The organism is Hungatella hominis, from assembly GCF_014288005.1.
Lineage (GTDB): Bacteria > Bacillota > Clostridia > Lachnospirales > Lachnospiraceae > Hungatella > Hungatella effluvii.
The window spans coordinates 501,051-523,770 of record NZ_JACOPB010000002.1 but is presented as its reverse complement, the minus strand read 5'-3'; the positions used below and the strand labels follow the sequence as shown (position 1 = coordinate 523,770).

Sequence of the window (22,720 nt, the reverse complement as noted above, 5' to 3'; positions counted from 1 at the left end):
GACACGATACGGCCGCCGGGGCAGGGAACTGAAAGGACTCTGCTCCGGCGGCCGTTGTTTACATTTCCGGGCAGATATAGTACAATGATGGGCAGATGATTACAGAACAGGAGAACACAAAACATGAAAAAGTATGATTACGTCCTGGTAGGCAGCGGACTCTATTCCGGAGTCTTAGCATATCTGGCGGGAAAAAAGGGCAAGAAGTGTCTGGTGGTGGAAAAGCGGGATCATATCGGCGGCAATATTTACTGTGAGGACGTGGAGGGCATCCATGTTCATCGTTACGGCGCGCACATTTTTCATACCAGCAACCGGAAGGTCTGGAAATTTGTGAATGAACTGGCAGAGTTTAACCGCTATACCAACAGCCCGGTGGCAAATTATAAGGGTGAAATGTACAATATGCCCTTCAATATGAATACCTTCAGCAGGATGTGGGGCGTATCCACTCCGGCGGAGGCGAAAAAGAAGATTGAGGAACAGAAGGCTTCCGTAAAGGGAGAACCGAAGAATCTGGAAGAACAGGCCATCAGTCTGGTGGGCATGGATTTATACCAGAAGCTGATCAAGGGCTATACGGAGAAACAGTGGGGCCGTGACTGCAAGGACTTACCGTCCTTTATCATCAAGCGGATTCCGGTGCGTTTTACGTATGATAATAATTATTTTAATGACCTGTTTCAGGGAATTCCGGTAGGCGGCTATAACGTAATTATAGACAAGCTGTTCGAGGGATGCGACATCGAGACGGGAGTGGATTACCTGGAGAATAAGGAGCGGTATGACGGTCTGGGCGAGACGGTCGTCTATACGGGGACCATCGACGCTTACTTCGGATACCGTTACGGAAAGCTGGAGTACAGAAGCCTGCGATTTGAGAGCGAAACGGTGGACACCGATAATTATCAGGGTGTCGCTGTGGTAAACTACACAGACAGGGAGACTCCGTATACGCGGATTATCGAGCATAAGCATTTTGAATTCGGAACCCAGCCTAAATCGGTGATCACCCGGGAGTATCCGGTGACCTGGAGTGAGGGCATGGAACCGTACTATCCGGTCAACGATGAGAAAAATCAGGAGCTGTTCCAGAAATATGCGTCCCTGGCAGAGGGCGAAAAGAACGTGATCTTCGGCGGCCGGCTGGGCGAATACAAGTATTACGATATGGATAAGGTGATTGAATCGGCGATGAAAAAGGCCGGAGAGGTGCTGGGAGTATAAATGGAATCTCGGCGGAATAATATAGAACGTGATAAAAATTCAGAGTGGAGGCCGCAGGAAACTGCTGCCTCCATTTGACACATTCGGGCAGGAAGCAGTTTCGATCCGCCTCCATTTTAAAGAGTTTTGGTAAGATAATACCGTTTTCCCGTGAGTGGATATTCTTCCAGCGCAAACACTTCACGATAACCGTGTTTTTTATAAAAATCCGGCGCCTGGAAGCTGAACGTATCCAGAAAGGCGTATTTGCAGCCCCTTTTCCTGGCTTCTATTTCTGCTTCCTCCAGAATCCGGCTGCCTATATGCCGGCCTCTCAAGGATTCATCCACCCATAAAAACTTAACCATAAGCCAGTTGCCATGGGTCTCTCCAATCAGCCCCGCCTGTTTCCTGCCCTGCTCATCTTCCAGATAGATACCCAGTTCCTTTGGATTTCTGTCCTCGATTCTGTCCAGATTATATTCCAGCAGTCCCTGAAAGATTTCCGATCTGTCCTTTTCTTCTATCTTTTCTGTTATTTTAAAATTCATTCTAATCCCCTTTTCTGATGTATGCTCCGCCTTCTGTGAGGCGGAATGGAAGTGCGGTGTGGGAGGTACCCTTACAGTATAGGGGAAAGCCGGGCGGAGTGCAATGGTCTTTCTAAAGAATTCATGACATTTCCAGATGGCTATGGTAAACTGTATATATCAGCGGAAATGGAGGTGAGGCCATGCCTGAGAAAGGACCATTGCATGCAGCCGCGATACCAATTGAGTACTCAGCAGTAAGGGGGGAAACGATGAAAAGAAATAAAAACTGTTTCATAATTTTTTACACGGTTGTAAACATAGCTCCAGTTGTATTAACGATTCTTACAGATATGATACTCAGAGCATACAAACGGTATGCTTTTCCCGCTATGCCTGTCTATTACATGTATATTTTTACTCCAATCGTAATTTCAATTCTGTCTTTTATAAAGATAAAAATGCAAAGCGGAATGCCGGTTAAGCTTAGCAGACTTCTTAATATCATAGTCATTATATTTTTTGTTATTGCGGTAAAGCTTTTTTATCATACGCTGGGATTCATGCATTTTATCAGCACGTACGTCTTCACTTCATTTGTCTTTTATTTACATTTGTGTTCCCTGGCCTTTGATATTTTCATTCGAAAAAGTGAGGATAATAAATGAATTGATTATTTGTATTCGACGTAATGAAAGAGAGCAGTATCTTTCCTGCCGGAGGCCCAGCCCGGCAAGAAGATTCCCTGCATAAAACGGCCGGCGGCATGGAACCATTGAGTTCATATGCCGCCGGCCGTTTTATTCCTTGCAATTTACAAGGCTTCTGCACCGTCTGCCATCGCCTTAAGCGCCGTGATAAGCCTTAAGTTATCTTCTCCATTTCTGACTGCGATCCGCACATACTGTCTTCCGTTATGCAGCTTTGAGGTCAGATCCTTGATGAAAATATCGTGTTTCAACAGTTCGCAGGCAATCTCCCTGCTGGTACGGCCTTCCATGACCTCACACATCACATAGTTGGCCTGAGAAGGGATCGGCCGGAGAAATGAAACAGAGCTTAACTCCTTCATCAGCCTTCTTCGATCTGCAGCCAGTTTTTTTAAGGATTCCCGGTAGTCTTTTTTATACTTTTCGCTGTTCTGCATAAAGAATTCGCCAAAAGAGTTGATGTTCCAGATCGGCGCCTCTTTCTTTAACAATGCGATCGCGGCCTCGTCGGAACTTGCCAGAACACCGAGGCGGATTCCGGGAACTCCATAGGATTTGGAGATGCTCTTTACGACGAAAAGACCGCTGTAGGACTGCAGCACCTCCTCGTTAAGCAGGGATAAGTCCAGGGCTTGCGTGTCTCCCGGCAGCTCTGCAAAGTCAGAAAAGCTTTCATCGATAACGAGGCGTATGGAACTTGTCCTGGCCCAGTCAATCAGCTTTTTAAGGCCTTCGCAGTCGATGTAATTGCCGCTGGGATTATCAGGGTTAATGAGAACCAGCGTACCGACCGTGTGGCCGGGACTGTTGTAATACCGGATTAAATCTTCCGCCGTATAGGAGAAATCTTCATTATCCGGTGTAAAGACAACCGATAAAGCGCTGTCATAGCGATTGGGATATTCTTCAAAGGTCGGGCGGATAAAGCCTACAGGACCTTCCGTGTGTTCCATGAGTACCTTAATCAGTTCCGCGGCACCATTGCCGATCACGATGTGCTCCGGCCGTACGCCGAAGTTTCTGGAGGCCAGCAGGCTGTTGATCCGCATGCCGGAGGGATATTCCGAGATCAGGATCTCAAAATTGGATTTCATCTCGTCGAGCATCTTCTGAGGCGGAAAATAGGGATTGACGAGATAGCAGAAGTCCAGCAGCTTCGGATAACGCCAGTGGCCGCCGTAGCGGGAGGCAATGGCGTCATACCGCTCCTGGATGGTGCCGGCAAAAAGGCTTTCCGCAATATCCAGATCCTGAATGTCGTCGATCTCATACCAGACCTCGCCGCTCAGCCTTTTAGCCTTGATCTCCTTTGTCTCCAGAAGAGCGATGAGTTTGATGACGGATTCGTAGTATTCGTTGTTGCCCATGGCTTTCGCATACGCTTCCAGGAAGGGAACGTAGGTGTTGGCGGAAAAATGCTGACTGAATTTATAGATATTGACGGTCTTATAGTAACCGCCCTTGTCTTCGAACTTTAAGTATTTGCCCGGGATAAAATCCTTGATGGAATCGTCGTCATCCAGCACCATGCAGGTTCCGTCCATCCAGCTGGCGAACTTGTCCACCAGAGCCAGGGTCTCTCTGGAGTCTTCCATCAGAATATCTACCAGGGCTTCCTCAAAAATGATATCGGATTCAAAGAGCAGCGTATCCTCGGATACGAGATACTGTTTGGCCAGAGCCAGGGAGTAGATATTGTTCGTTTTGTCATAGACCTCATTATTGATAAAGCAGACGGGAGTCTGTATGGCCAGCGTACCGATATAGTCCATGAGCTTCCGGCCTTCATAGCCTGCCACAATGACAATTCTGGAAAGCTGTTTTTTATCGAGAATGCGCAGCGCGCGTTCAATTAAAGTGGTTCCATTCACCTTTACCATACATTTTGTATTTTCCGCGGTATATTCCTTCAGTCTCTTTCCCATACCTGCGGCCAGGATGATTGCCTGCATCGCGTTCCTCCAATCTGCGCCCGTCGCGGGCACTTCAAAATTCAGCTTCATTTTATCACAGGCAAGAGATGATTACAATGCGGAAACGCTGGGAGTGGGCTGAACTGTTACATGAATGCATCTTAAGATATTAAGAATTCTTACGATTTTCTTATAAAATTACGATTTTTCCGGATGCTTTACTTTTAAAAATCGCTATAGTATAATGATACTATCTGCTTTTTAGAGTATGGAAAGCCCGTTTCTTTCGGGAAAAAACGGATGTATCAGGAGGATAAGGATATGTTACAGGCATTGAAAAAGGTAGCAGGTGCCGTAGCGCTTGCCGCTTTCATGGTGTTAGGATGCATGACGGCATTTGCCGACGATGAGGTACAAAATCCACCGTCTCCACATGTTGTATATCAGGTATTTACCGATGGTCAGTGGAAGAGTGAAGCCATGGACAAGCAGTCGGCATCAGATTCAGCATCGCCGGTGGAGGGCCTTAAGGTATGGCTCACCGGTGTGGACGGGAGTATTTCCTACCGCGTATACTTACACGACGGCGGCTGGCAGGGCTGGGTTTCTGACGGCGCTGTGGCAGGCGGAGAGAATACCGGGAATCAGATTGAAGCGATTCAGATGAAGCTTTCAGGATACGCAGGACAGGTATTGGATGTCTGGTACCGGGCTACTGTTTCAGGCAAAGAAAAACTTGGCCTGGCCATGACAGGAAGTCCGGCCGGAACCGTAGGAGAGGGAAAACCCTTGACGAGCCTGGAGGCGTACCTGACAGAAGTGAATCATAACGAGAGCGACGGGACACCGTCTGTCAGAACGAATCTTCCATTTGGATTCTATGATGACAACGGCGTAACACGCTACACGGATGTTCCGGGCGGTATTTATACCGGTTGGATTGATCATGACGGAGCACGTTACTATGTCCGGGACAACTCCTTCTTAACGGGCTGGCAGTATATAGACGGACTGAAGTTTTACTTTGATGAACAGGGAAAACTGGTTCAGGATCTGGATCCGATTATTGGAATTCAGAGCTCTTACGTGATTAAGATCAACAAGCAGTTAAATACACTGGTTCCATACGCCAAGGATGGCGATAACGGATACATAATTCCGGTTAAAACGATGTTATGCTCCGTGGGAGACGATACTCCGCTGGGGACCTTCCACACACCGGAAAAATACCGCTGGCGTCTTATGGTGAATGATACTTATACACAGTATGCGACCAGAATTACCGCTGGACAGGGATTCCTGATCCATTCGGTCTGCTATGACAAACCTGATATTTACACGATGCAGTCCGTCGGATATAACGGACTGGGCGTGGTACGCTCTCTTGGCTGTATCCGTCTGACCGCGGAGAATGCCAAGTGGGTATATGACAACTGCGCGATCGGCACTACGATCGAGATTTTCGAGGACCCAGTAAATGTAGGACCCTACTATAAACCAACCATTACTCCGATTCCGGTTGAACAGACATGGGACCCGACCGATCCGCTGGTAAGCGATGAGGTAAAGAATCAGGCCGCAGCGCAGCAGCAGGAAGAAGCTGCACGCCGTCAGGCGGAAGAGCAGGCAGCGGCACAGGCCGCAGCCGAGCAGAAGGCAGCAGAAGAAGCCGCAGTGAAGGAAAGACAGGAAGTCGGACCGGGCTTTGGACTGTAAAAGATGAAAGAAGTGCAGCATCAGAATCTGTTTAAGGCAGATTCTGATGCTGCTTTTTCGTTACTCCATCATGGCCAGCCGTATAAATTCGTCCATTTCCCGCGTCTTCCATTTATCCTTGTGGTAGAAGATCTGGCGGTACATGGAGGCGTGAAAATCGGTGACATCGAGGACACAGGTCTGCCCCTTTGCGGCGCTTTCCATAACGGCGAAGCGTGGAAGGAAGGAGAGACCCTTGTTCTCCTCGATCATTTTAATGATAAATTCGGTATTGCTGATCTCCAGAAATGGGGTCAGCAGTATATTCTTCGTTGCCAGATAGCGGTCAAATGCGCGCCTGTAATTGGCATTCTTCTCCGTCAGGAAGAAGGGCTCATGAAGCAGCTCCTCCAGTTTAATCCCTTTCTTTCCGGCTAAAGGAAAGGAGGGCGAGGAGAGGAAGACCACCTCTTCCTTCTGTTCCATGGCCTTATACCAGTTGCTGTCATAGCGGGGCTCGTCCAGAATATAGATAAGATCCAGCTGGTTGTGTTCCATCATTTCGATCAATTCTTCCGGCGGCGCGGTGGTGATCCGTATCGCTACCTTCGGGTGATGTTCCCTGAAACAGCGCAGGATAGAGGGAAATTTCGAAAAACAGAGGGACTCTATGGTGCCGATATGGAGGGGATTTTTGAGTTCCGTTTCATCGCTGACGGACAGCTTCGCCCGATTGACCTCATAGAGGATATCGTAAGCGCTGGTCAAAAACTGCCTTCCCTGTGGTGTGAGTGTGACCTTTCTTCCGATCCGGTCGAAGAGTCTGGTGCCCAGCTCCTCCTCCAGCAGCCGGATCTGCACCGTGACAGCGGACTGAGAATACCCCAGGCTCTCGGCTGCCTTTGAAAAGCTCTGAAGCTGTGCCGCCCGGATAAATGTGCTCAACTGACGCAGTTCCATTTGATTTATGCCCCTTTCCAAGGATGATTCCGGAATATAATCTATTAAAAATATTCAATAAGTACATAAAATATATGAATTGGATTCATACATAATGCCATGATATAATGAGACCATAAAGATGTCAACCGTGAAATGAAAAAACAGGAAACGGTGCAGGGAGGTTATCATGTCGTTTATCAGTGTTTTTGATGTATTGGGGCCTAATATGATCGGCCCATCCAGTTCCCACACGGCGGGAACCGCTGTCATTGCCTATCTCGCCCAGAAGATGATCAATGGGCCGCTTAAGAAGGTAGAATTTACCCTTTACGGGTCATTTGCCAAAACCTACAAAGGCCACGGTACGGACCGGGCTCTCTTAGGCGGAATTATGGGATTTTCCACGGATGATACCAGGATCCGGGAATCATTCCGTATTGCTGACGAGCGGGGCCTTGAGTTTCATTTCATTGTAAATGATACGGAAACCGATATTTACCCAAACACCGTGGATATTCGCATGGAGAATGAGGCTGGCCAGGTTATGACTGTGCGCGGGGAGTCTCTGGGGGGCGGAAAGGTGCGGATCGTGCGCATCAACCAGGTGAAGGTGGATTTCTCCGGCGAGTACAGCGCCGTCATCGTCGTCCATCAGGACAAGCCGGGTGTCGCCGCCCATATCACAAAAGTATTGAGCGACTGCAGCGTCAATATTGCCTTTATGAGAATATTCCGCGAGGCGAAGGGACATACGGCTTACACCATTGTGGAGTCTGACAACCGCCTGCCCGAAAATATAACTGAAACCTTAAGAGAAAACAGCCACGTTCATGATGTGATGATCGTACAGTCATAGGAATGGCGCCGCCGTGTATCTGAAGCAGGCGGCACAGGTGAGGAGAAGAAAAATGATGGATTTTAAAAATGCCAGAGAGCTTCTGGATTTATGCAGTGAAAATCATTGTCCGATATCAACGATTATGCGGGAGAGAGAATGTGACCAGGGAGAGACGACATCCAAGGAGGCGGACGGCCGTATGAGGCGTGTCCTGGAGATCATGCGCTCATCCGCCACAGAGCCGATTGAAAAGCCAGGGAAATCCATGGGCGGCCTGATCGGCGGAGAGGCCCGGAAGCTGGCCGTACGCCGGGAACATGGACAAGCCGTATGCGGCACAGTCATGAGCCGGGCGATCACCCACGCCATGGCTGTCCTGGAGGTGAACTCCTCCATGGGACTGATCGTAGCGGCTCCCACAGCCGGTTCTTCCGGCATCGTCCCGGGACTGCTGCTGGCCCTTCAGGAAGAGTACGGCCTTACTGACGACCGGCTTATTGACGCCCTTTACAACGCCGGAGCCGTCGGCTACCTGGCCATGCGCAACGCCACGGTGGCGGGAGCCGTAGGGGGCTGTCAGGCCGAGGTCGGAATCGCCTCCGCCATGGCCGCGTCAGCCGCTGTAGAGCTGATGGAAGGAACCCCGGAACAGTGCCTGTACGCCGCCTCCACGGTTCTCATGAACATGCTTGGCCTCGTCTGCGACCCCGTAGGCGGCCTTGTAGAATATCCCTGTCAGAACCGCAATGCATCCGGCGTGGCTAATGCCCTGATCGCCGCAGAGATTTCCTTGAGCGGAATCAGGCAGCTGATCCCCTTCGATGAGATGCTGGCTACCATGTACTCTGTGGGCAAAAAGCTTCCCTCTGAACTTCGCGAAACCGCTTTGGGAGGCTGCGCCTCGACTCCATCGGCCTGTCAGTTGTGCCATTTATCCAGTTAATTGAGAGGCTTTACTTTTCCGCCCCAATATTGTAGAATAAAACGGAACATTGTTAGAAATTGGAGGCAGACGGATGGCAGGTTTTTATGAACCGGAGATCCTTTCCCGTGTACAGCAGATGGAATTGGAGATACTGAAGGATGTCATGGATATCTGTGACAGCCACGGGCTTCTCTGCTTTGGCATGGCGGGAACGGCGATCGGAGCGATTCGGCATAAGGGATTTATTCCGTGGGATGACGACATTGACGTTGCCATGCCAAGGAAGGATTTTGAGTGCCTTTTAAAGCTGGTGGAAGAAGAACTCGGCGATAAGTATTACGTCCTGAACTGGCGGACCAGTGAGAATTATCCGTTGATGACGACGAGGATCTGCCGCCGCGGCACCAGATTCGTGGATTCTCCCATGAGGGATGTGGACAGCCCTCTCGGAGTATTTTTAGATATGTATGTATATGACGATATACCGGATTCCGGGTTTCTCATGAAGCTTCAGGCATGGGAGGCCTGGTTTTTCAGTAAACTTTTAATTCTGCGGTCGATTCCCCGGCCGTATCTGGCCCAGACCGGCTGGAAGGCCAGGGTGATCACCGCCATCTGTATTGCGGTGCATAACGTGCTGAAGGGGCTTCGCATCTCAAAGCGGGGACTGGCGGCCCGCTGTGAGAAGATCTGCCGCCGCTACGAGGGGAAAGATACAAAGCGCATGGCCTTTTATCCGGATACGAACCCGTTCTGGAATGTAGTGGAAAAGGCGGCGTTTTCGCCGGGCATGAAGCTTGATTTTGAGGGCTTCAAGCTGGTATTTCCAAGAACAGAGCATGACATTCTCACCTATATGTATGGGGACTATATGCAGATGCCTCCAGTGGAGAAGAGGAAGACCCATTATCCCTACATTCTTGATCTGGGCGACGGAACAGTACTGTCGGGAGAAACGGTCACAGACAGAGGAATGAAGAAGACATGAAATGGCTCAGACAAAGGATGTTCGGCAGTCTCCGTACAGGAACTGCCGAGGTAGAACGGCAGAATATTGCCTGGAACATGATCGGGAGCCTGATTTATGCCGGCTCCAGCATGATTCTGACTGCTCTGGTCAATCATTTAATCGGCCCGGAGCAGGGCGGTATCTTCGGATTTGCGTTCAGCGCATTCGGTCAGCAGATGTTTCTGGTGGCCTATTTTGGTATGCGTCCGTTTCAGAGCACCGATGTAAATCAGGCCTACACCTTTGGAGAGTACCGGCGTGTCAGGCTTTATACGTGTGTGGCGGCCGTTATATTCGGCATAATCTATATTTTCGTTAATTCGTTTATCGTACCGGATGGATATTCACGCCAGAAGACGGTGGTGGTTTTTCTGATGGTAATTTATAAGGTTCTGGATGGCTTTGCCGATGTCTATGAATCGGAATTCCAGCGGGAAGGACGTCTCTATCTGACCGGGAAAGCCATGGCATACCGGACGATTCTGTCGGTAATCCTGTTTCTGGGCGCGCTTTATGCGACACAGGATCTGGTATTTTCCTGTGTAATCGCAGTACTGGCCCAGGCGGCCGGAATTCTGTTGTTCGACTGGAACACCATGAAGCTGGTGCCCGGCGTGAACCTTTCGCGGGCGGCAGGAAAATCCCTGGCTCTGATCCGGGAATCCTTTCTTCTGTTTCTGTCGGTCTTCCTCGACGGTCTAATCTTTGCTATGGCGAAATATGCGGTGGATGCACAGATGACCTCGATGGACACCGCCATTTTCGTGGCTGTCTTTATGCCGACCTCTGTCATCAATCTGGCGGCCAACTTCGTGATCCGGCCGTTTTTAACGAAGATGTCCTACCAGTGGGAGGAAAAAAAGTTCGTCGAATTTACCCGGGATTTAAAGCGGCTGGTGGCCATTATACTGGTCCTGACAGTCATCGCACTGGCCGGCGCCTGGGCGATCGGTGTGCCGGTGCTGGGGGCGATCTCCAATGTGGAACTGGCGCCATATAAGTCCGGACTTCTGTATATTATTCTGGGAGGCGGGTTCTTTGCGGTTATGAATCTGTTTTATTATGTGCTAGTTATTATGAAATGCCAGCGCAGGATCTTCTTTGGATACGTTCCTGTGTGCCTCCTGTCCGTGATTCTGTCGTTTCTTCTGGTTAAGATCGGCGGAATCAACGGAGGGGCATTTTCTTATATGCTGGAAATGCTGGTGCTCATGATGTGCTTCATGGGTCAGGCATTCTATGTATTTCACAGAGCGAAGAAAAGACAGGGAGGGGGTTGACCATGGACAAGGTGCTGGTGATCATACCTGCATATAACGAGGCGCTCAATATTGAGCGTGTCGTGACGGGGCTTCAGGAGGAATATCCCATCTTCGATTACGTGATTGTCAATGACGGCTCTGCGGATGAGACTGCGGCTGTCTGCCGGCGCTGCGGATTTCATCTGATCGATCTGCCTGTAAATCTGGGGCTGGCCGGGGCATTTCAGACAGGACTCAAGTATGCGTACCGTAAAGGATACCGCTACGCGATCCAGTTTGACGGCGACGGACAGCACAGGCCGGAATATATTGAGGCAATGCGGGAAAAAATGGATGAGGGATACGATATTGTGATCGGTTCCCGTTTCGTCACGGAGAAGAAGCCGAATTCCATGCGTATGCTGGGAAGCAGGCTGCTGTCGGCGGCGATCCGGCTGACAACCGGAGTTTCAGTCGCGGACCCGACCTCCGGAATGCGTATGTTTAATGAGCGCATGATCCGTGAGTTTGCAGAAGGCTTAAACTATGGCCCGGAGCCGGATACGATTTCCTATCTGCTGAAGCAGGGCGCGCGGGTGGCGGAGATTCAGGTGATGATGGATGAGAGAATCCTCGGAGAGAGTTACTTAAAGCCTGTGAGCGCCGCTCGTTACATGGGGAAAATGATGTTTTCCATCCTGCTGGTGCAGAATTTCAGGAAACGCGACTGAGTTTCCGAGAGTACTCAATAAGAGAAGGGAGAATGTACGATGACCGTTATACTTCGGTGGGTACTGATAATAGTTTCCATACTGCTGACATTTTTTGTGCTGAGAAAGATCCGTCAGTCCAAGGTAAAGATTGAGGACTCCATATTCTGGGTGATGTTCGCTCTGATGATGGTTGTGTTCAGCATATTCCCGGGATTAGCCGACATTCTGTCTGATTTCGTCGGAACGTATTCCACCTCTAATTTCATCTTCATGTTTGTGATCTTTATTCTGCTTGTGAAGGTGTTCTTTTTGTCTCTCAAGATCTCACAGCTGGAAAGCAGGGTGACGGAGCTGATCCAGCAGATGGCGCTCGACAGAAAAGAAGATGGAGACAGAAAGGAAGATGGAGACAGAAAGGGCGTGGAAACCTATCCGGATAAGAAGGGAGAAACGCGCGATGAACGCAGATACTGTTAAAGTCGGAAAGAAGAGAAATCTTCAAACTGCAAAAAAGATTGCGGGACAGAGCGGTCTGTGGATGGCGGCGGCCGCAATCCTTTTTCTTCTCATTGTCTTCGTAAAGCCGTATCACAATGTGATTGACGCCATTCCTTCTCCGGAATACGAGTCTGTGCGTCTTTTTTATATCTGGGTTTTGCGGCTGGGGATCGTGTTTCTGGCAGTTCTTGCCGGAATACTCTGGATATACGGGAAGAAACCTGGCTGGTTGCTTCCAGCTACGGTCATCTGCCTGGGACTCTTTTACATGATGATTTTGCCGCCGTTTTCGGCTCCGGACGAACCGCGCCATTTTGTCAGCGCATACCGGCTGTCAAACCAGATTATGGGGAAACAGGCAGTGGCGGACGAGGTATTTCTTTCATCGGCGTCGGATAAGGAAAAGGAATACATTGCCCGGGGCGGCAACGTTCTGGTGCGGGAGCAGGACGGACGGGAGGAACCGTATTCCAGCGTGGGGCGGGATTCCTATGCGCTGATGCTTAGGGAACTGTTTACGAAGGATGCAGGCAGCGGCACGACGGTTCGTTTCGAGGCGCCGGTGAATACGACGCCGGTGGTCTATTTACCGCAGGCGCTGGGCATTTCCTTTGCAAGAGTACTGCATCTGGGATATATTCCGCTCATCTATATGGGGCGTCTGTTCAACCTGCTGGCATTTGCCGGCATGGCATGGCTGGCTGTCCGCATTATGCCATTTAAGAAAGAAATGTTCATGGCCGTGAGTCTTCTCCCCATGACCCTCCATCTGGCTGCCTCCTTATCGTACGATACGTCGCTTATCGGCCTGTCTCTCCTGTTTTTCGCATGGTGCTTTTATCTGGCCTACGAGAAGAAACAGATCGGAATCCGTGATACGGTGATCCTTGGACTTCTTCTTGTCCTTTTAGAACCATGTAAAATTGTATATCTGCCGCTGGCGGGGATCTGCCTTTTGATTCCGGCATCGAAATTTGGTGAGAAGAGACGGTACTGGATCTCGGTAGCCGCAGTCATTGGAGTGATGGCGCTGGCTATCTTCTTAATCAACAATGTGGTACTGTCCGCCTGGATTCAGGATACGGAAAATATAATCAGCTGGGAAGGCGGATCGGCCGGATATACGATCCAGGATATCTTAAAGGAGCCGTACCAGGCGTTCCTGATTTATTATGAGACACTGGTGACACAGTTTGACTACTATCAGGCCACCATGCTGGGCGGGTATCTGGGAAATCTGGATCCCAATCTGACGGTTCCGTATTTCTGTCTGTATCTGTTGTGGGGAATATTGATTGTAAGCTCTGTCAGGAGGACTGGGGAATATACTCCGTTTAAGTCTGGTCAGAAGGTGTGGATCGCGGTTCTTACATTACTGAGCTTCTGTCTGGTGCTGACCTCCATGCTTCTGGGCTGGACGCCAAAGGGCTTCACCTATATCGCGGGAATCCAGGGGCGGTATTTCCTGCCGATTCTTCCGCTGATTCTGCTGATGATTTATGGAGACAATCTGACTATTAAGAGGGATTATTCGAAGGGGATTTATTATCTGGAGTGTTTTGTCAGCATCTATGCGCTTGTGAGAATCTGCACTGTGACGTGTATCAGATGATGGGAGATGGTAGACAGATGATAGATAGCAAACAGATGGTAGATAGCAAACAGATGGTAGATAGCAGACAGATGATAGATAGCAGAAATAAATAACAGAAAGGCTGGACTATGGCAGTAGAAACGATTGAAAAAAAACGAACGGTGGATGTCATTATTCCGGTATATAAACCGGATGCGGTATTTGAAACGCTTTTAGAGCGGCTGGGAAAGCAAAACTATCCGATCCGGCGTATTATTATTATGAATACAGAACAGTCTTTCTGGAAAGAAGATATTTATGAGACTGTCCCAAATCTGGAAGTACACCACGTGACAAAAAATGAGTTTGATCATGGCGGAACGAGAAACCAGGGAGCTTCATATTCGGAAGCCGATATCATGGTATTTATGACGGACGATGCGATCCCCGCGGACAGGGAGTTAATCGGAGCGTTGGTAAAGGGGCTGAGTCAGAAAGGGCCGTCAGGGGAATACGTGGCGGCGGCCTATGCGAGACAGCTGCCAAACCGTGACTGCGCTCCGGCGGAAAAATATACCAGATCCTTTAACTATCCGGCGGAAAGCTATGTAAAGACGAAAGGCGATTTAGAGGAACTGGGAATTAAGACATTCTTTGCTTCCAATGTCTGCTGTGCCTATGACAGAAAGCTTTTTCTTGAGGCAGGCGGATTCACGAACCAGACGATCTTTAATGAGGATATGATTTACGCAGGAAATGCAGTTCTCTATTGGGGGCAGGCGATTGCCTATGTTGCAGAGGCCAGGGTGATTCATTCTCATAATTATGGGTGCAGCGCTCAGCTAAAGCGCAATTTTGATCTTGCAGTTTCCCAGACAGACCACCCGGAAGTATTTGACGGGATCCGCTCAGAGAGCGAGGGAATCCGTTTGGTGAAGAAGACGTGTAAATGGCTCGTAGAACAGAAAAAGCCATGGCTGATCCCCGGAGTGATTGTAAAAAGCGGATTTAAGTATCTGGGATATCTGATGGGGAAACGGTATAGGAAGCTTCCGAGGTGGGTGATTATGAAAATAACGATGAATCGGGAATATTGGGGGAAAGTATCGGGATAATAAGGGAGTAAATAAAAATAGAGTATATAATACTGCTTGCTGTTGTAAAACATTGCTATATATGTTAATATAAAGTTGGGTGCTGCCAAAACGGTAAGCGGTTCACCTTTCGCCGAAATGAGTACATTTTGAGAACTTCCCGTATTTTCGGAGGTGATACATATGTGGAAAATAAGAACGAAAGGGACAGATGATGCCAGTGCCCCATCCAGCCAGTAATCATAGTTCCAGCACTGCCTATTTTGCCATCTGCCGCGTTGTCGTCGGTCAGCGGAGGAACCCACTCCGCTTCCGTCCTCCGCCTTGCAGACTGACAAAATATTCAGCACTGGAATTATGATTACTGACTGGATGGAGCACTGGGTATTGTTGTCGGGATTGTCGGTATCATCGTGACTGTAATCAGTATTGTAGTAACAGTCGTGAGTATCAGACATGATGACAAAAAAGACAGAATAAATTGACATCAAAAAAGCAACCGCTCGACTTCCCAAAGTAGTAGTTGCTTTTTTTGATAGTAACTATTAACCAAGGTGAACCGTTTGCTATGGCAGCACCTTTTTGTAATTACATTGTAGCAGAGTAGAATGATTGTGTCAAGGATTCTAAAATATAAAGTGGAAAAAATAAGAACGAAAGGACAGATGATGTTAGGTATTGTTGTTGGGATTGTCGGTATCATCGTGACTGTGGTCAGTATTGTAGTAACAGTCGTGATTATCAGACATACTGACAAAGAAGACAACTATCAAAAAGCAACCGCCCCTTCACCAAAGTCGTGGTTGCTTTTTGATAGTAACTGTTAACCAAGGTGAGCCGTTTGCTATGACAGCACCTTTATGTGTTTACATTGTAGCAGAGTAAATATCATCTGTCAAGATGGGAAGATACACGAATTCTAAGGTAAAATCCCCCATCTAGTGGAAATTTAAGCTGAGTTGTGATAGAATGCTACAAGACAAGAAATGACAAAGTGATGTAAAGGAGCATGAAAATATGGGAAAGATAAAAGTAACACCGTGTGATATTAAAGGGCTTTATGTGATTGAACCGTCTGTATTTCCGGATTCCAGGGGATATTTTATGGAGACTTATAACCAGAATGATTTTAAGGAAGCAGGACTTAACATGGTATTTGTGCAGGACAACCAGTCCATGTCTGTGAAGGGTGTGCTTCGCGGCCTTCATTTCCAGAAGCAGTTTCCACAGGGAAAGCTGGTGCGGGCCGTGCGCGGAAGCGTCTTTGATGTGGCAGTGGATCTTCGTTCTGATTCCGAGACGTATGGGAAATGGTTTGGCGTTGAACTGACTGCAGAGAATAAAAAGCAGTTTTATATCCCGGAGGGCTTTGCCCACGGTTTCCTGGTTCTGTCCGATGAGGCGGAATTTGCTTACAAATGTACGGATTTCTATCATCCGGGCGACGAGGGCGGAATTCTCTGGAGCGATCCGGAGATTGGTATCGACTGGCCGATTGAGGAAGGTATGGAACTGATCATTTCCGATAAGGACCAGAAGTGGAGCGGTATTCGGGATACATTTAAATTTTAACCGGAGAGGAGCGGACCATGGATTATCTGGTTTCCTTATGTAAAGAAATTGTACACAAGAGAAAATTGATTCTGGATCTGGCAAAGGCGGACTTTAAGAAGCGGTTTGTAGGTTCTTATTTCGGTATCGTGTGGATGTTTTTGCAGCCGCTTGCGACTGTGATCGTCTATTTTTGCGTATTCCAGCTGGGATTTAAGAGTGTGCCGCCAGTGGACTACCCTTACGTGTTGTGGTTGATTCCAGGCATTATGCCATGGTTTTACTTCAGTGAGGTGTTAAACTCGGGAACTAATTGTTTGCAGGAGTACAGCTATTTGGTCAAGAAGGTGGTGTTCCGTGTGGAGATACTGCCAGTTATCAAGATGCTGTCCTGTATGATGGTACATGGAATTTTCGCCATTATCATGATTGTTGTCTTCCTGGCATACCGTATACCGCCCAGGTTCAGCTGGTTACAGATTATTTATTATACATTTGCATGTTCCATGCTCTCGCTGGCTGTGACGTATTTCACCAGCGCTATCAATGTATTTTTCAAAGACATGGCGCAGATTATAGGAATTATGCTGCAGTTTGGAATGTGGATGGTACCCATTATGTGGGCGCCGGAGATACTACCTAATGCGCCTGCGTGGCTGACACCACTGTTAAAATTTAATCCATTCTACTACATCGTGGCCGGTTACCGCGACAGCATGCTGACCGGGGACGGATTCTGGATGCGGCCGACACTGGGAATCTACTTCTGGGCGGTGACCATCATTTTGATGCTGATCGGACTGAAGGTATTTAAAAAGCTGCGGCCGCATTTTTCCGATGTACTGTAAGAGGCCCGAAATGGAGGACTAAGATTCGTGAAATCAAAAAATAGTGCAATTTCGGTAAAGGATGTTACAAAGATTTACCGGCTATACGAAAAGCCCATCGACCGTTTAAAAGAGACGATGAGCATTACCCATAAAAATTATCACAGAGATTTCTACGCGCTAAACGGAATTTCCTTTGATGTAAACAAAGGAGAGACGGTGGGAATCATTGGAACAAATGGTTCCGGTAAGTCCACCATCTTAAAGATTATTACCGGGGTTCTGACCCCGACGACCGGCGAGGTGGAGGTGGACGGAGTGATTTCCGCCTTACTGGAGCTGGGAGCCGGATTCAACATGGATTACACTGGCATTGAAAATATCTTTATGAACGGCACCATGATGGGCTTCTCCAGAAAGGAGATGGAGGCGAAGCTTCAGGATATTCTGGAGTTTGCCGATATCGGAGATTTCGTCTATCAGCCCGTTAAGACGTATTCCAGCGGTATGTTTGTGCGGCTGGCTTTTGCGCTTGCGATTAATGTGGAGCCGGAGATTCTGATCGTTGACGAGGCGCTGTCAGTGGGCGACGTCTTCTTTCAGGCCAAGTGCTACCGCCGTATGGAGGAGATCAGGAAGAACGGCACCACCATTCTGATGGTTACCCACGATATGGGCGCTATTATTAAGTACTGCGACCGCGTCGTGGTGCTGAACAAAGGCGCATTTATCGCCCAGGGAGAACCGGGGAAGATGGTTGATTTATATAAGAAGATTCTGGCGAATCAGATGGATCAGCTGGAAGACGAGCTGGTGGAACTGAATTCAGAGGAGATGAGTGATTTCTCGGGAGACAGCGCTGCCGGACAGAGGCGGAAGGCGGAAGCCCACAGCGGCCTCATGAAGGAAAAACTGACGATCAATCCCGCAAAGACAGAATATGGCGACGGACGGGCGGAGATCGTGGATTTCGGCCTTTTTGACGAGCGGGGTAATTTGACGAACCTGCTTTTAAAGGGCGAGATGTTTACGATTAAAGAACGGATCCATTTTAACACCAGTCTGGATACCCCGATTTTTACGTATACGATCAAGGATAAACGGGGAGCTGATTTGACGGGAACCAATACCATGTATGAATCGGCGGATGTGAAGCCGGTGAAGAATGGCGACGAATACGAGGTGGAATTCAGTCAAAAGATGAATCTTCAGGGAGGCGAATATCTGCTATCCATGAGCTGTACCGGATTTGAAAATGGGGAGCACGTGGTATATCACCGCCTGTATGATATTGCAAATATAACGGTAATTTCCAATAAGAACACAGTGGGCGTCTACGATATGGAATCGGAAGTGAAGGTGGCCCTGAAACGGGGAGTCGCTGTACTAAGCGGTCAAAGAACGCCCGCTAAGTACCAGTGACATGTATCGCACGTAAGAGACCAAAAGACGGTCTCTAAGTGCTCATAACAAGGAGGAAAATGATATGGGGAGCATCAGTTCCGAAATAAAAGATCTCCTGATAAAGTATCACGGCGACACGAAGCTGGCGATTAAGGAAGAGCCGGAGCCCGCATACTTTTATGCGTTATCGGATACCCGGGAAAATGTACTGGAATGGTTTGATTTCAAACCGGAAGCCTCTCTTCTGGAGGTCGGATCCGGCTGCGGGGCTTTAACCGGCCTTTACAGCAGACGGGTGAAGGACGTGACCGTTCTGGACGAAGATCTGGAGGATCTGGAAGTGAACCGCCTCCGCCATGGCGCCTGCGGGAATATTCAGTATGTGAAGGGCAGCCTTGACACGTATGAGGGCGGCGCATTCGATTACGTGGTGATGGCCGGATCCCTGAAAATGCCGTATGAAGCGCAGATTAACAGGGCTAAATCTCTGCTGAAGCCGGGCGGAACCCTGATGGTAGCGGTGGATAACCGTCTTGGCCTCAAATATAAGTTGGGCGTGAAACCGGATGAGACCTGCCTGCTTAAGACGGAGCTGACGGAGCTTCTGTGCAGCGCCTCTGACGGAAAATGCGGCAAACTCGAGTACTATTATCCCATGCCGGATTACCGTCTGCCCGTGACCATCTATTCGGATGAGCATCTTCCTGCGAAGGGAGAGCTGGCTCACGCGGTTCTCGCTTACGATTATCCGGAGTATATCCGGTTTGATCCGGGAAAATTTTTCGACGAAATATGTGAAGCCGGACTGTTTGAAGCGTTTGCAAACTCATTTTTAGCCATATGGAGCAGCTATGAAGAAGACTAAGTATATTAAATACAACAGGACCCGCCGGGAAGAGTTTCAGATACGGACCTGTATCGTGGAAGAGGACGGGAAACAGTATGTGGAGAAAACGGCTTTAAACGAGCAGGCAGTCTCCCATATCCGGTCGATGAAGGAAAAATATGACCGTCTGACCGATCAGAGTCCTCTGGGCGTGGCCCTGGTGACGCTGGATCAGGAGGGACGCACTGCACGTTTCCCATTTCTGAAGGGGGAGACCATGGCCGAGATCCTGGGCCGCAAAATAAAAGAGGAACGTGTCCCGGTGGAGGAACTGAAGAAAGCCATGGAACTGGTCCTGGAGGTTCGGGAAGGTTTCTTAAGACCGTTTGTGGAAACCGCTGAGTTTGTCACGGTGTTTGGCCGGTATACGGGTTCAGAAGGGAAGGCAGAAGCGGGGCCTGGCGGGAAGGCAGAAGCGGGCTTCGACGGGAAATCAGTAGCTGATTCGAGTGTGGAACAGGACGAGGCATTTGTTGCTTCCAATGTGGACTGCCTGTTCGAGAACATCATGGTAACCGAAGACGGCCCGTGCTGTCTCGACTATGAATGGGTGTTCTTTTTCCCGATTCCGGTGCGCTTTATCCGTTACCGTATGCTGTATTATTTCTATGAGCAGTACAGAAGCCTTCTGGGAGAGACGACTCTGCCGGAGTTTATGGTGAATTTCGGCATCCGGCCGGAGATGATTCCGGTTTATGGAGAGATGGAACACCATTTCCAGGAGTATGTTCACGGAGAGAACCAGAAGATCTATCTGACGAATTACATGCACGATGTCCATATAATTCCGGAAGACATGAACGAGGTAAAGCGGGCGGTAGAAAAGCAGCGGGAATGGGTAAAACAGCTCCATCTGGAGATTGAGGAAAAGGATTTGTCCATCCGCAAGCAGATCGAGCTGAAGCGTCTGACGGACAATCATGTGACGAATCTGGAAGTGATGATCGGTAATCTCCGCCAGGATAACGAGAACATGGCCCAGACGATTGCAGTCTTAAACCGCCATGAAGCCATCATTTTCAAGGTGAAGAGAAAGCTGGGAGAGAAATTCAACCAGAAGTTTCCCAAGGGAACCAGAAAAAGGAAGATCCTGGGCTATGTGAAGAATACATTCCGCCATCCGGTGGAGTCCTTTCATTTATACACCACTCCCGAGGGGCGGAATCTCATTGAGGGAGACATGAAGATCGGCGAGGGGTACCGGATTCATGGAAAACTCAGGTTTAAAGAAGAGAACGAGCCGATGGTATCCATCGTCATTCCGGTATACAATCAGATTGATTATACGTATGTCTGCCTGGCCTCCATTTTGGAACACACCACGGATGTATCGTATGAGGTGATTATCGCGGATGATGTCTCGACGGATGCCACTATGGAGCTGTCGAAATTTGTGGAACACGTGACCATCTGCAGAAATGAGACGAATCAGGGATTCTTACGCAACTGCAATCAGGCGGCGAAGGCGGCCCGCGGAAAATACGTGATGTTCTTGAATAACGACACCCAGGTCACACCGGGATGGCTTAAGAGCCTGGTGGACTTAATCGAGCGCGATCCGTCGATTGGTATGGTGGGGTCCAAACTGGTTTATCCGGATGGGCGGCTTCAGGAGGCGGGCGGAATCATCTGGAGCGATGGTTCCGGCTGGAATTACGGCCGTCTGGACGATCCGGATAAGCCGGAATATAATTACGTAAAAGATGTGGACTATATTTCAGGAGCCGCAATTCTCTTATCCAACAATCTGTGGAAACAGATCGGCGGTTTCGACGACCGGTTTGCACCTGCGTACTGTGAAGATTCCGACCTTGCTTTCGAGGTGAGAAAGGCTGGTTACCGGGTGGTATATCAGCCGCTTTCGAAGGTAATCCATTTTGAAGGCATTTCCAATGGAACCGATGTGAGTGGCAGCGGCCTTAAGCGGTACCAGGTGGAAAATTCCGTGAAGTTAAAGGAAAAATGGGCGGATGAATTCAGGAAGCAGTGTGTAAACAACGGTAATCCAGACCCATTCCGGGCACGCGAGCGGAGCCAGGGAAAGGATATTATCCTGGTGATCGATCACTACGTTCCTACGTATGACAGGGACGCGGGGTCTAAAACCACCTTCCAGTATTTAAAGATGTTCCTGGAAAAGGGATATGTGGTAAAATTTTTAGGCGACAATTTCCTTCACGAGGAGCCGTATTCCACTGTACTGATGCAGATGGGTATAGAAATCCTCTATGGACGCGACTATCAGGTGAAAATCTGGGACTGGCTGAAGGAGCATGGGGGTGACATCACAGCCGCCTATTTAAACAGGCCTCATATTGCGGAAAAATACGTGGACTTTATGGAGGAACACACCAATATCAAGATGATTTACTACGGCCATGATCTTCATTTCCTGAGAGAGGGCCGTGAATACCAGCTGACCGGGGACGAAAAGAAGCGGGATGCGTCGGAATACTGGAAAGCCATCGAATTCCGCATCATGCGGAAGGCGGCGGTATCGTATTATCCGTCCTATGTGGAGCGCGACGCGATCCATATGATCGATCCCACAATCCGGGTAAAGGCAATCGTAGCCTATGTATTCGAAAAATTCTTAGAGTCGGTCCCGGATGACTTTGAGAAGAGGGAAGGGCTGCTGTTTGTAGGCGGCTTCGCCCATCCGCCGAATGCGGATGCGGTTCTCTGGTTCGCGCGCGAGATATTCCCTAAGATCCGTGAAAAACTGGAAGTCCCCTTCTACATCGTCGGATCAAAGGTGACAGAGGAAATCCAGTCCCTGGAGCAGCCGGGAAACGGTATCATTGTGAAGGGCTTCGTCTCTGAAGAAGAACTCTCCGAGCTGTACCGTACCTGCCGGATCGTGGTAGTTCCCCTGCGCTACGGCGCCGGAGTCAAAGGCAAGGTCATCGAGGCGCTTTATAACGGCGCGCCTGTTGTGACAACTTCGATCGGCGCGGAAGGAATCACGGAGGCCGAATCGGTCATGTGCATCAAGGACGCCCCGGAAGAATTTGCCGAAGAGACGGTCCGCCTCTACCAGGACCCGGAGAGTCTCCGTGAACTGAGCCGGAAAACGCAGGATTATATTCGCGAGTATTATAGCGTGGATGCGGCGTGGAGTGTGGTGGAGGAAGACTTTAGAGGAATGGAAAAGATATAGCGTAA

Annotated in this window: 19 protein-coding genes; 16 read left to right on the top strand and 3 right to left on the bottom strand. The window is 49.1% G+C overall.

What is annotated here, in order from left to right; all coding sequences use genetic code 11:
• Positions 1-123: 123 nt before the first annotated feature.
• Positions 124-1,227 (top strand): UDP-galactopyranose mutase, encoded by a 1,104-nt coding sequence (gene glf, locus H8S75_RS06665; RefSeq protein ID WP_187020199.1) that lies wholly within the window; start codon positions 124-126, stop codon positions 1,225-1,227.
• 116 nt (positions 1,228-1,343) lie between these two features.
• Here the strand turns inward: glf and H8S75_RS06660 are convergent, their stop codons facing one another.
• Positions 1,344-1,757, bottom strand: coding sequence for a GNAT family N-acetyltransferase (locus H8S75_RS06660; RefSeq protein WP_187020198.1), 414 nt, complete (start codon positions 1,755-1,757; stop codon positions 1,344-1,346).
• Positions 1,758-1,939: 182 nt separating this feature from the next.
• On the opposite strand from H8S75_RS06660, the gene H8S75_RS06655 reads away from it, so the two are divergent.
• Positions 1,940-2,404 (top strand): hypothetical protein, encoded by a 465-nt coding sequence (locus H8S75_RS06655; RefSeq protein WP_187020196.1) that lies wholly within the window; start codon positions 1,940-1,942, stop codon positions 2,402-2,404.
• Between the two features lie 146 nt (positions 2,405-2,550).
• Here the strand turns inward: H8S75_RS06655 and H8S75_RS06650 are convergent, their stop codons facing one another.
• Positions 2,551-4,398, bottom strand: a complete 1,848-nt coding sequence (locus tag H8S75_RS06650) for an aminotransferase class I/II-fold pyridoxal phosphate-dependent enzyme (RefSeq protein ID WP_187020195.1) — start codon at positions 4,396-4,398, stop codon at positions 2,551-2,553.
• 282 nt (positions 4,399-4,680) lie between these two features.
• Here H8S75_RS06650 and H8S75_RS06645 point away from each other — a divergent pair, with 282 nt between their 5' ends.
• Positions 4,681-6,075 (top strand): L,D-transpeptidase family protein, encoded by a 1,395-nt coding sequence (locus H8S75_RS06645; protein WP_187020193.1) that lies wholly within the window; start codon positions 4,681-4,683, stop codon positions 6,073-6,075.
• 60 nt (positions 6,076-6,135) lie between these two features.
• Here the strand turns inward: H8S75_RS06645 and H8S75_RS06640 are convergent, their stop codons facing one another.
• Positions 6,136-7,014: a LysR family transcriptional regulator gene (locus H8S75_RS06640; protein ID WP_187020191.1), complete on the bottom strand. Its 879-nt coding sequence runs from the start codon at positions 7,012-7,014 to the stop codon at positions 6,136-6,138.
• A gap of 169 nt (positions 7,015-7,183) precedes the next feature.
• Here H8S75_RS06640 and sdaAB point away from each other — a divergent pair, with 169 nt between their 5' ends.
• From sdaAB to H8S75_RS06575, 13 genes are all read left to right on the top strand, one after another.
• Positions 7,184-7,852 carry an L-serine ammonia-lyase, iron-sulfur-dependent subunit beta gene (sdaAB, locus tag H8S75_RS06635; protein WP_110321877.1) on the top strand — a complete coding sequence of 223 codons (669 nt, stop codon included), beginning with the start codon at positions 7,184-7,186 and terminating at the stop codon, positions 7,850-7,852.
• Between the two features lie 55 nt (positions 7,853-7,907).
• Positions 7,908-8,777 (top strand): L-serine ammonia-lyase, iron-sulfur-dependent, subunit alpha, encoded by an 870-nt coding sequence (gene sdaAA, locus H8S75_RS06630; protein ID WP_187020620.1) that lies wholly within the window; start codon positions 7,908-7,910, stop codon positions 8,775-8,777.
• A gap of 73 nt (positions 8,778-8,850) precedes the next feature.
• Positions 8,851-9,747 (top strand): LicD family protein, encoded by an 897-nt coding sequence (locus H8S75_RS06625; RefSeq protein ID WP_187020190.1) that lies wholly within the window; start codon positions 8,851-8,853, stop codon positions 9,745-9,747.
• The gene (locus H8S75_RS06620; RefSeq protein WP_187020188.1) at positions 9,744-11,048 is read left to right on the top strand and encodes a lipopolysaccharide biosynthesis protein; all 1,305 of its coding nucleotides are present in this window, start codon (positions 9,744-9,746) and stop codon (positions 11,046-11,048) included. Before H8S75_RS06625 ends, H8S75_RS06620 begins: the two co-directional genes overlap by 4 nt.
• 2 nt (positions 11,049-11,050) lie before the next feature.
• On the top strand, positions 11,051-11,740 hold the full coding sequence (locus H8S75_RS06615; protein ID WP_187020187.1) for a glycosyltransferase family 2 protein: 690 nt from the start codon (positions 11,051-11,053) through the stop codon (positions 11,738-11,740).
• Between the two features lie 39 nt (positions 11,741-11,779).
• On the top strand, positions 11,780-12,199 hold the full coding sequence (locus H8S75_RS06610) for a DUF2304 domain-containing protein (protein WP_187020185.1): 420 nt from the start codon (positions 11,780-11,782) through the stop codon (positions 12,197-12,199).
• A complete protein-coding gene (locus tag H8S75_RS06605; protein ID WP_187020183.1) occupies positions 12,180-13,832 on the top strand; it encodes a DUF2142 domain-containing protein in 1,653 nt (550 codons plus the stop codon). Before H8S75_RS06610 ends, H8S75_RS06605 begins: the two co-directional genes overlap by 20 nt.
• A gap of 110 nt (positions 13,833-13,942) precedes the next feature.
• Positions 13,943-14,908 (top strand): glycosyltransferase family 2 protein, encoded by a 966-nt coding sequence (locus H8S75_RS06600; protein WP_187020181.1) that lies wholly within the window; start codon positions 13,943-13,945, stop codon positions 14,906-14,908.
• Positions 14,909-15,904: 996 nt separating this feature from the next.
• A complete protein-coding gene (gene rfbC, locus H8S75_RS06595; RefSeq protein WP_002604796.1) occupies positions 15,905-16,459 on the top strand; it encodes a dTDP-4-dehydrorhamnose 3,5-epimerase in 555 nt (184 codons plus the stop codon).
• Positions 16,460-16,476: 17 nt separating this feature from the next.
• On the top strand, positions 16,477-17,286 hold the full coding sequence (locus H8S75_RS06590) for an ABC transporter permease (RefSeq protein WP_187020180.1): 810 nt from the start codon (positions 16,477-16,479) through the stop codon (positions 17,284-17,286).
• Positions 17,287-17,313: 27 nt separating this feature from the next.
• The gene (locus H8S75_RS06585; protein ID WP_187020178.1) at positions 17,314-18,687 is read left to right on the top strand and encodes an ABC transporter ATP-binding protein; all 1,374 of its coding nucleotides are present in this window, start codon (positions 17,314-17,316) and stop codon (positions 18,685-18,687) included.
• A 64-nt stretch (positions 18,688-18,751) separates the two neighbouring features.
• The gene (locus H8S75_RS06580) at positions 18,752-19,534 is read left to right on the top strand and encodes a class I SAM-dependent methyltransferase (protein WP_187020176.1); all 783 of its coding nucleotides are present in this window, start codon (positions 18,752-18,754) and stop codon (positions 19,532-19,534) included.
• Complete coding sequence (locus H8S75_RS06575) at positions 19,521-22,715, top strand: glycosyltransferase (protein ID WP_187020175.1); 3,195 nt, start codon at positions 19,521-19,523, stop codon at positions 22,713-22,715. The genes H8S75_RS06580 and H8S75_RS06575 overlap by 14 nt, the downstream gene beginning before the upstream one ends.
• Positions 22,716-22,720 lie beyond the last annotated feature (5 nt).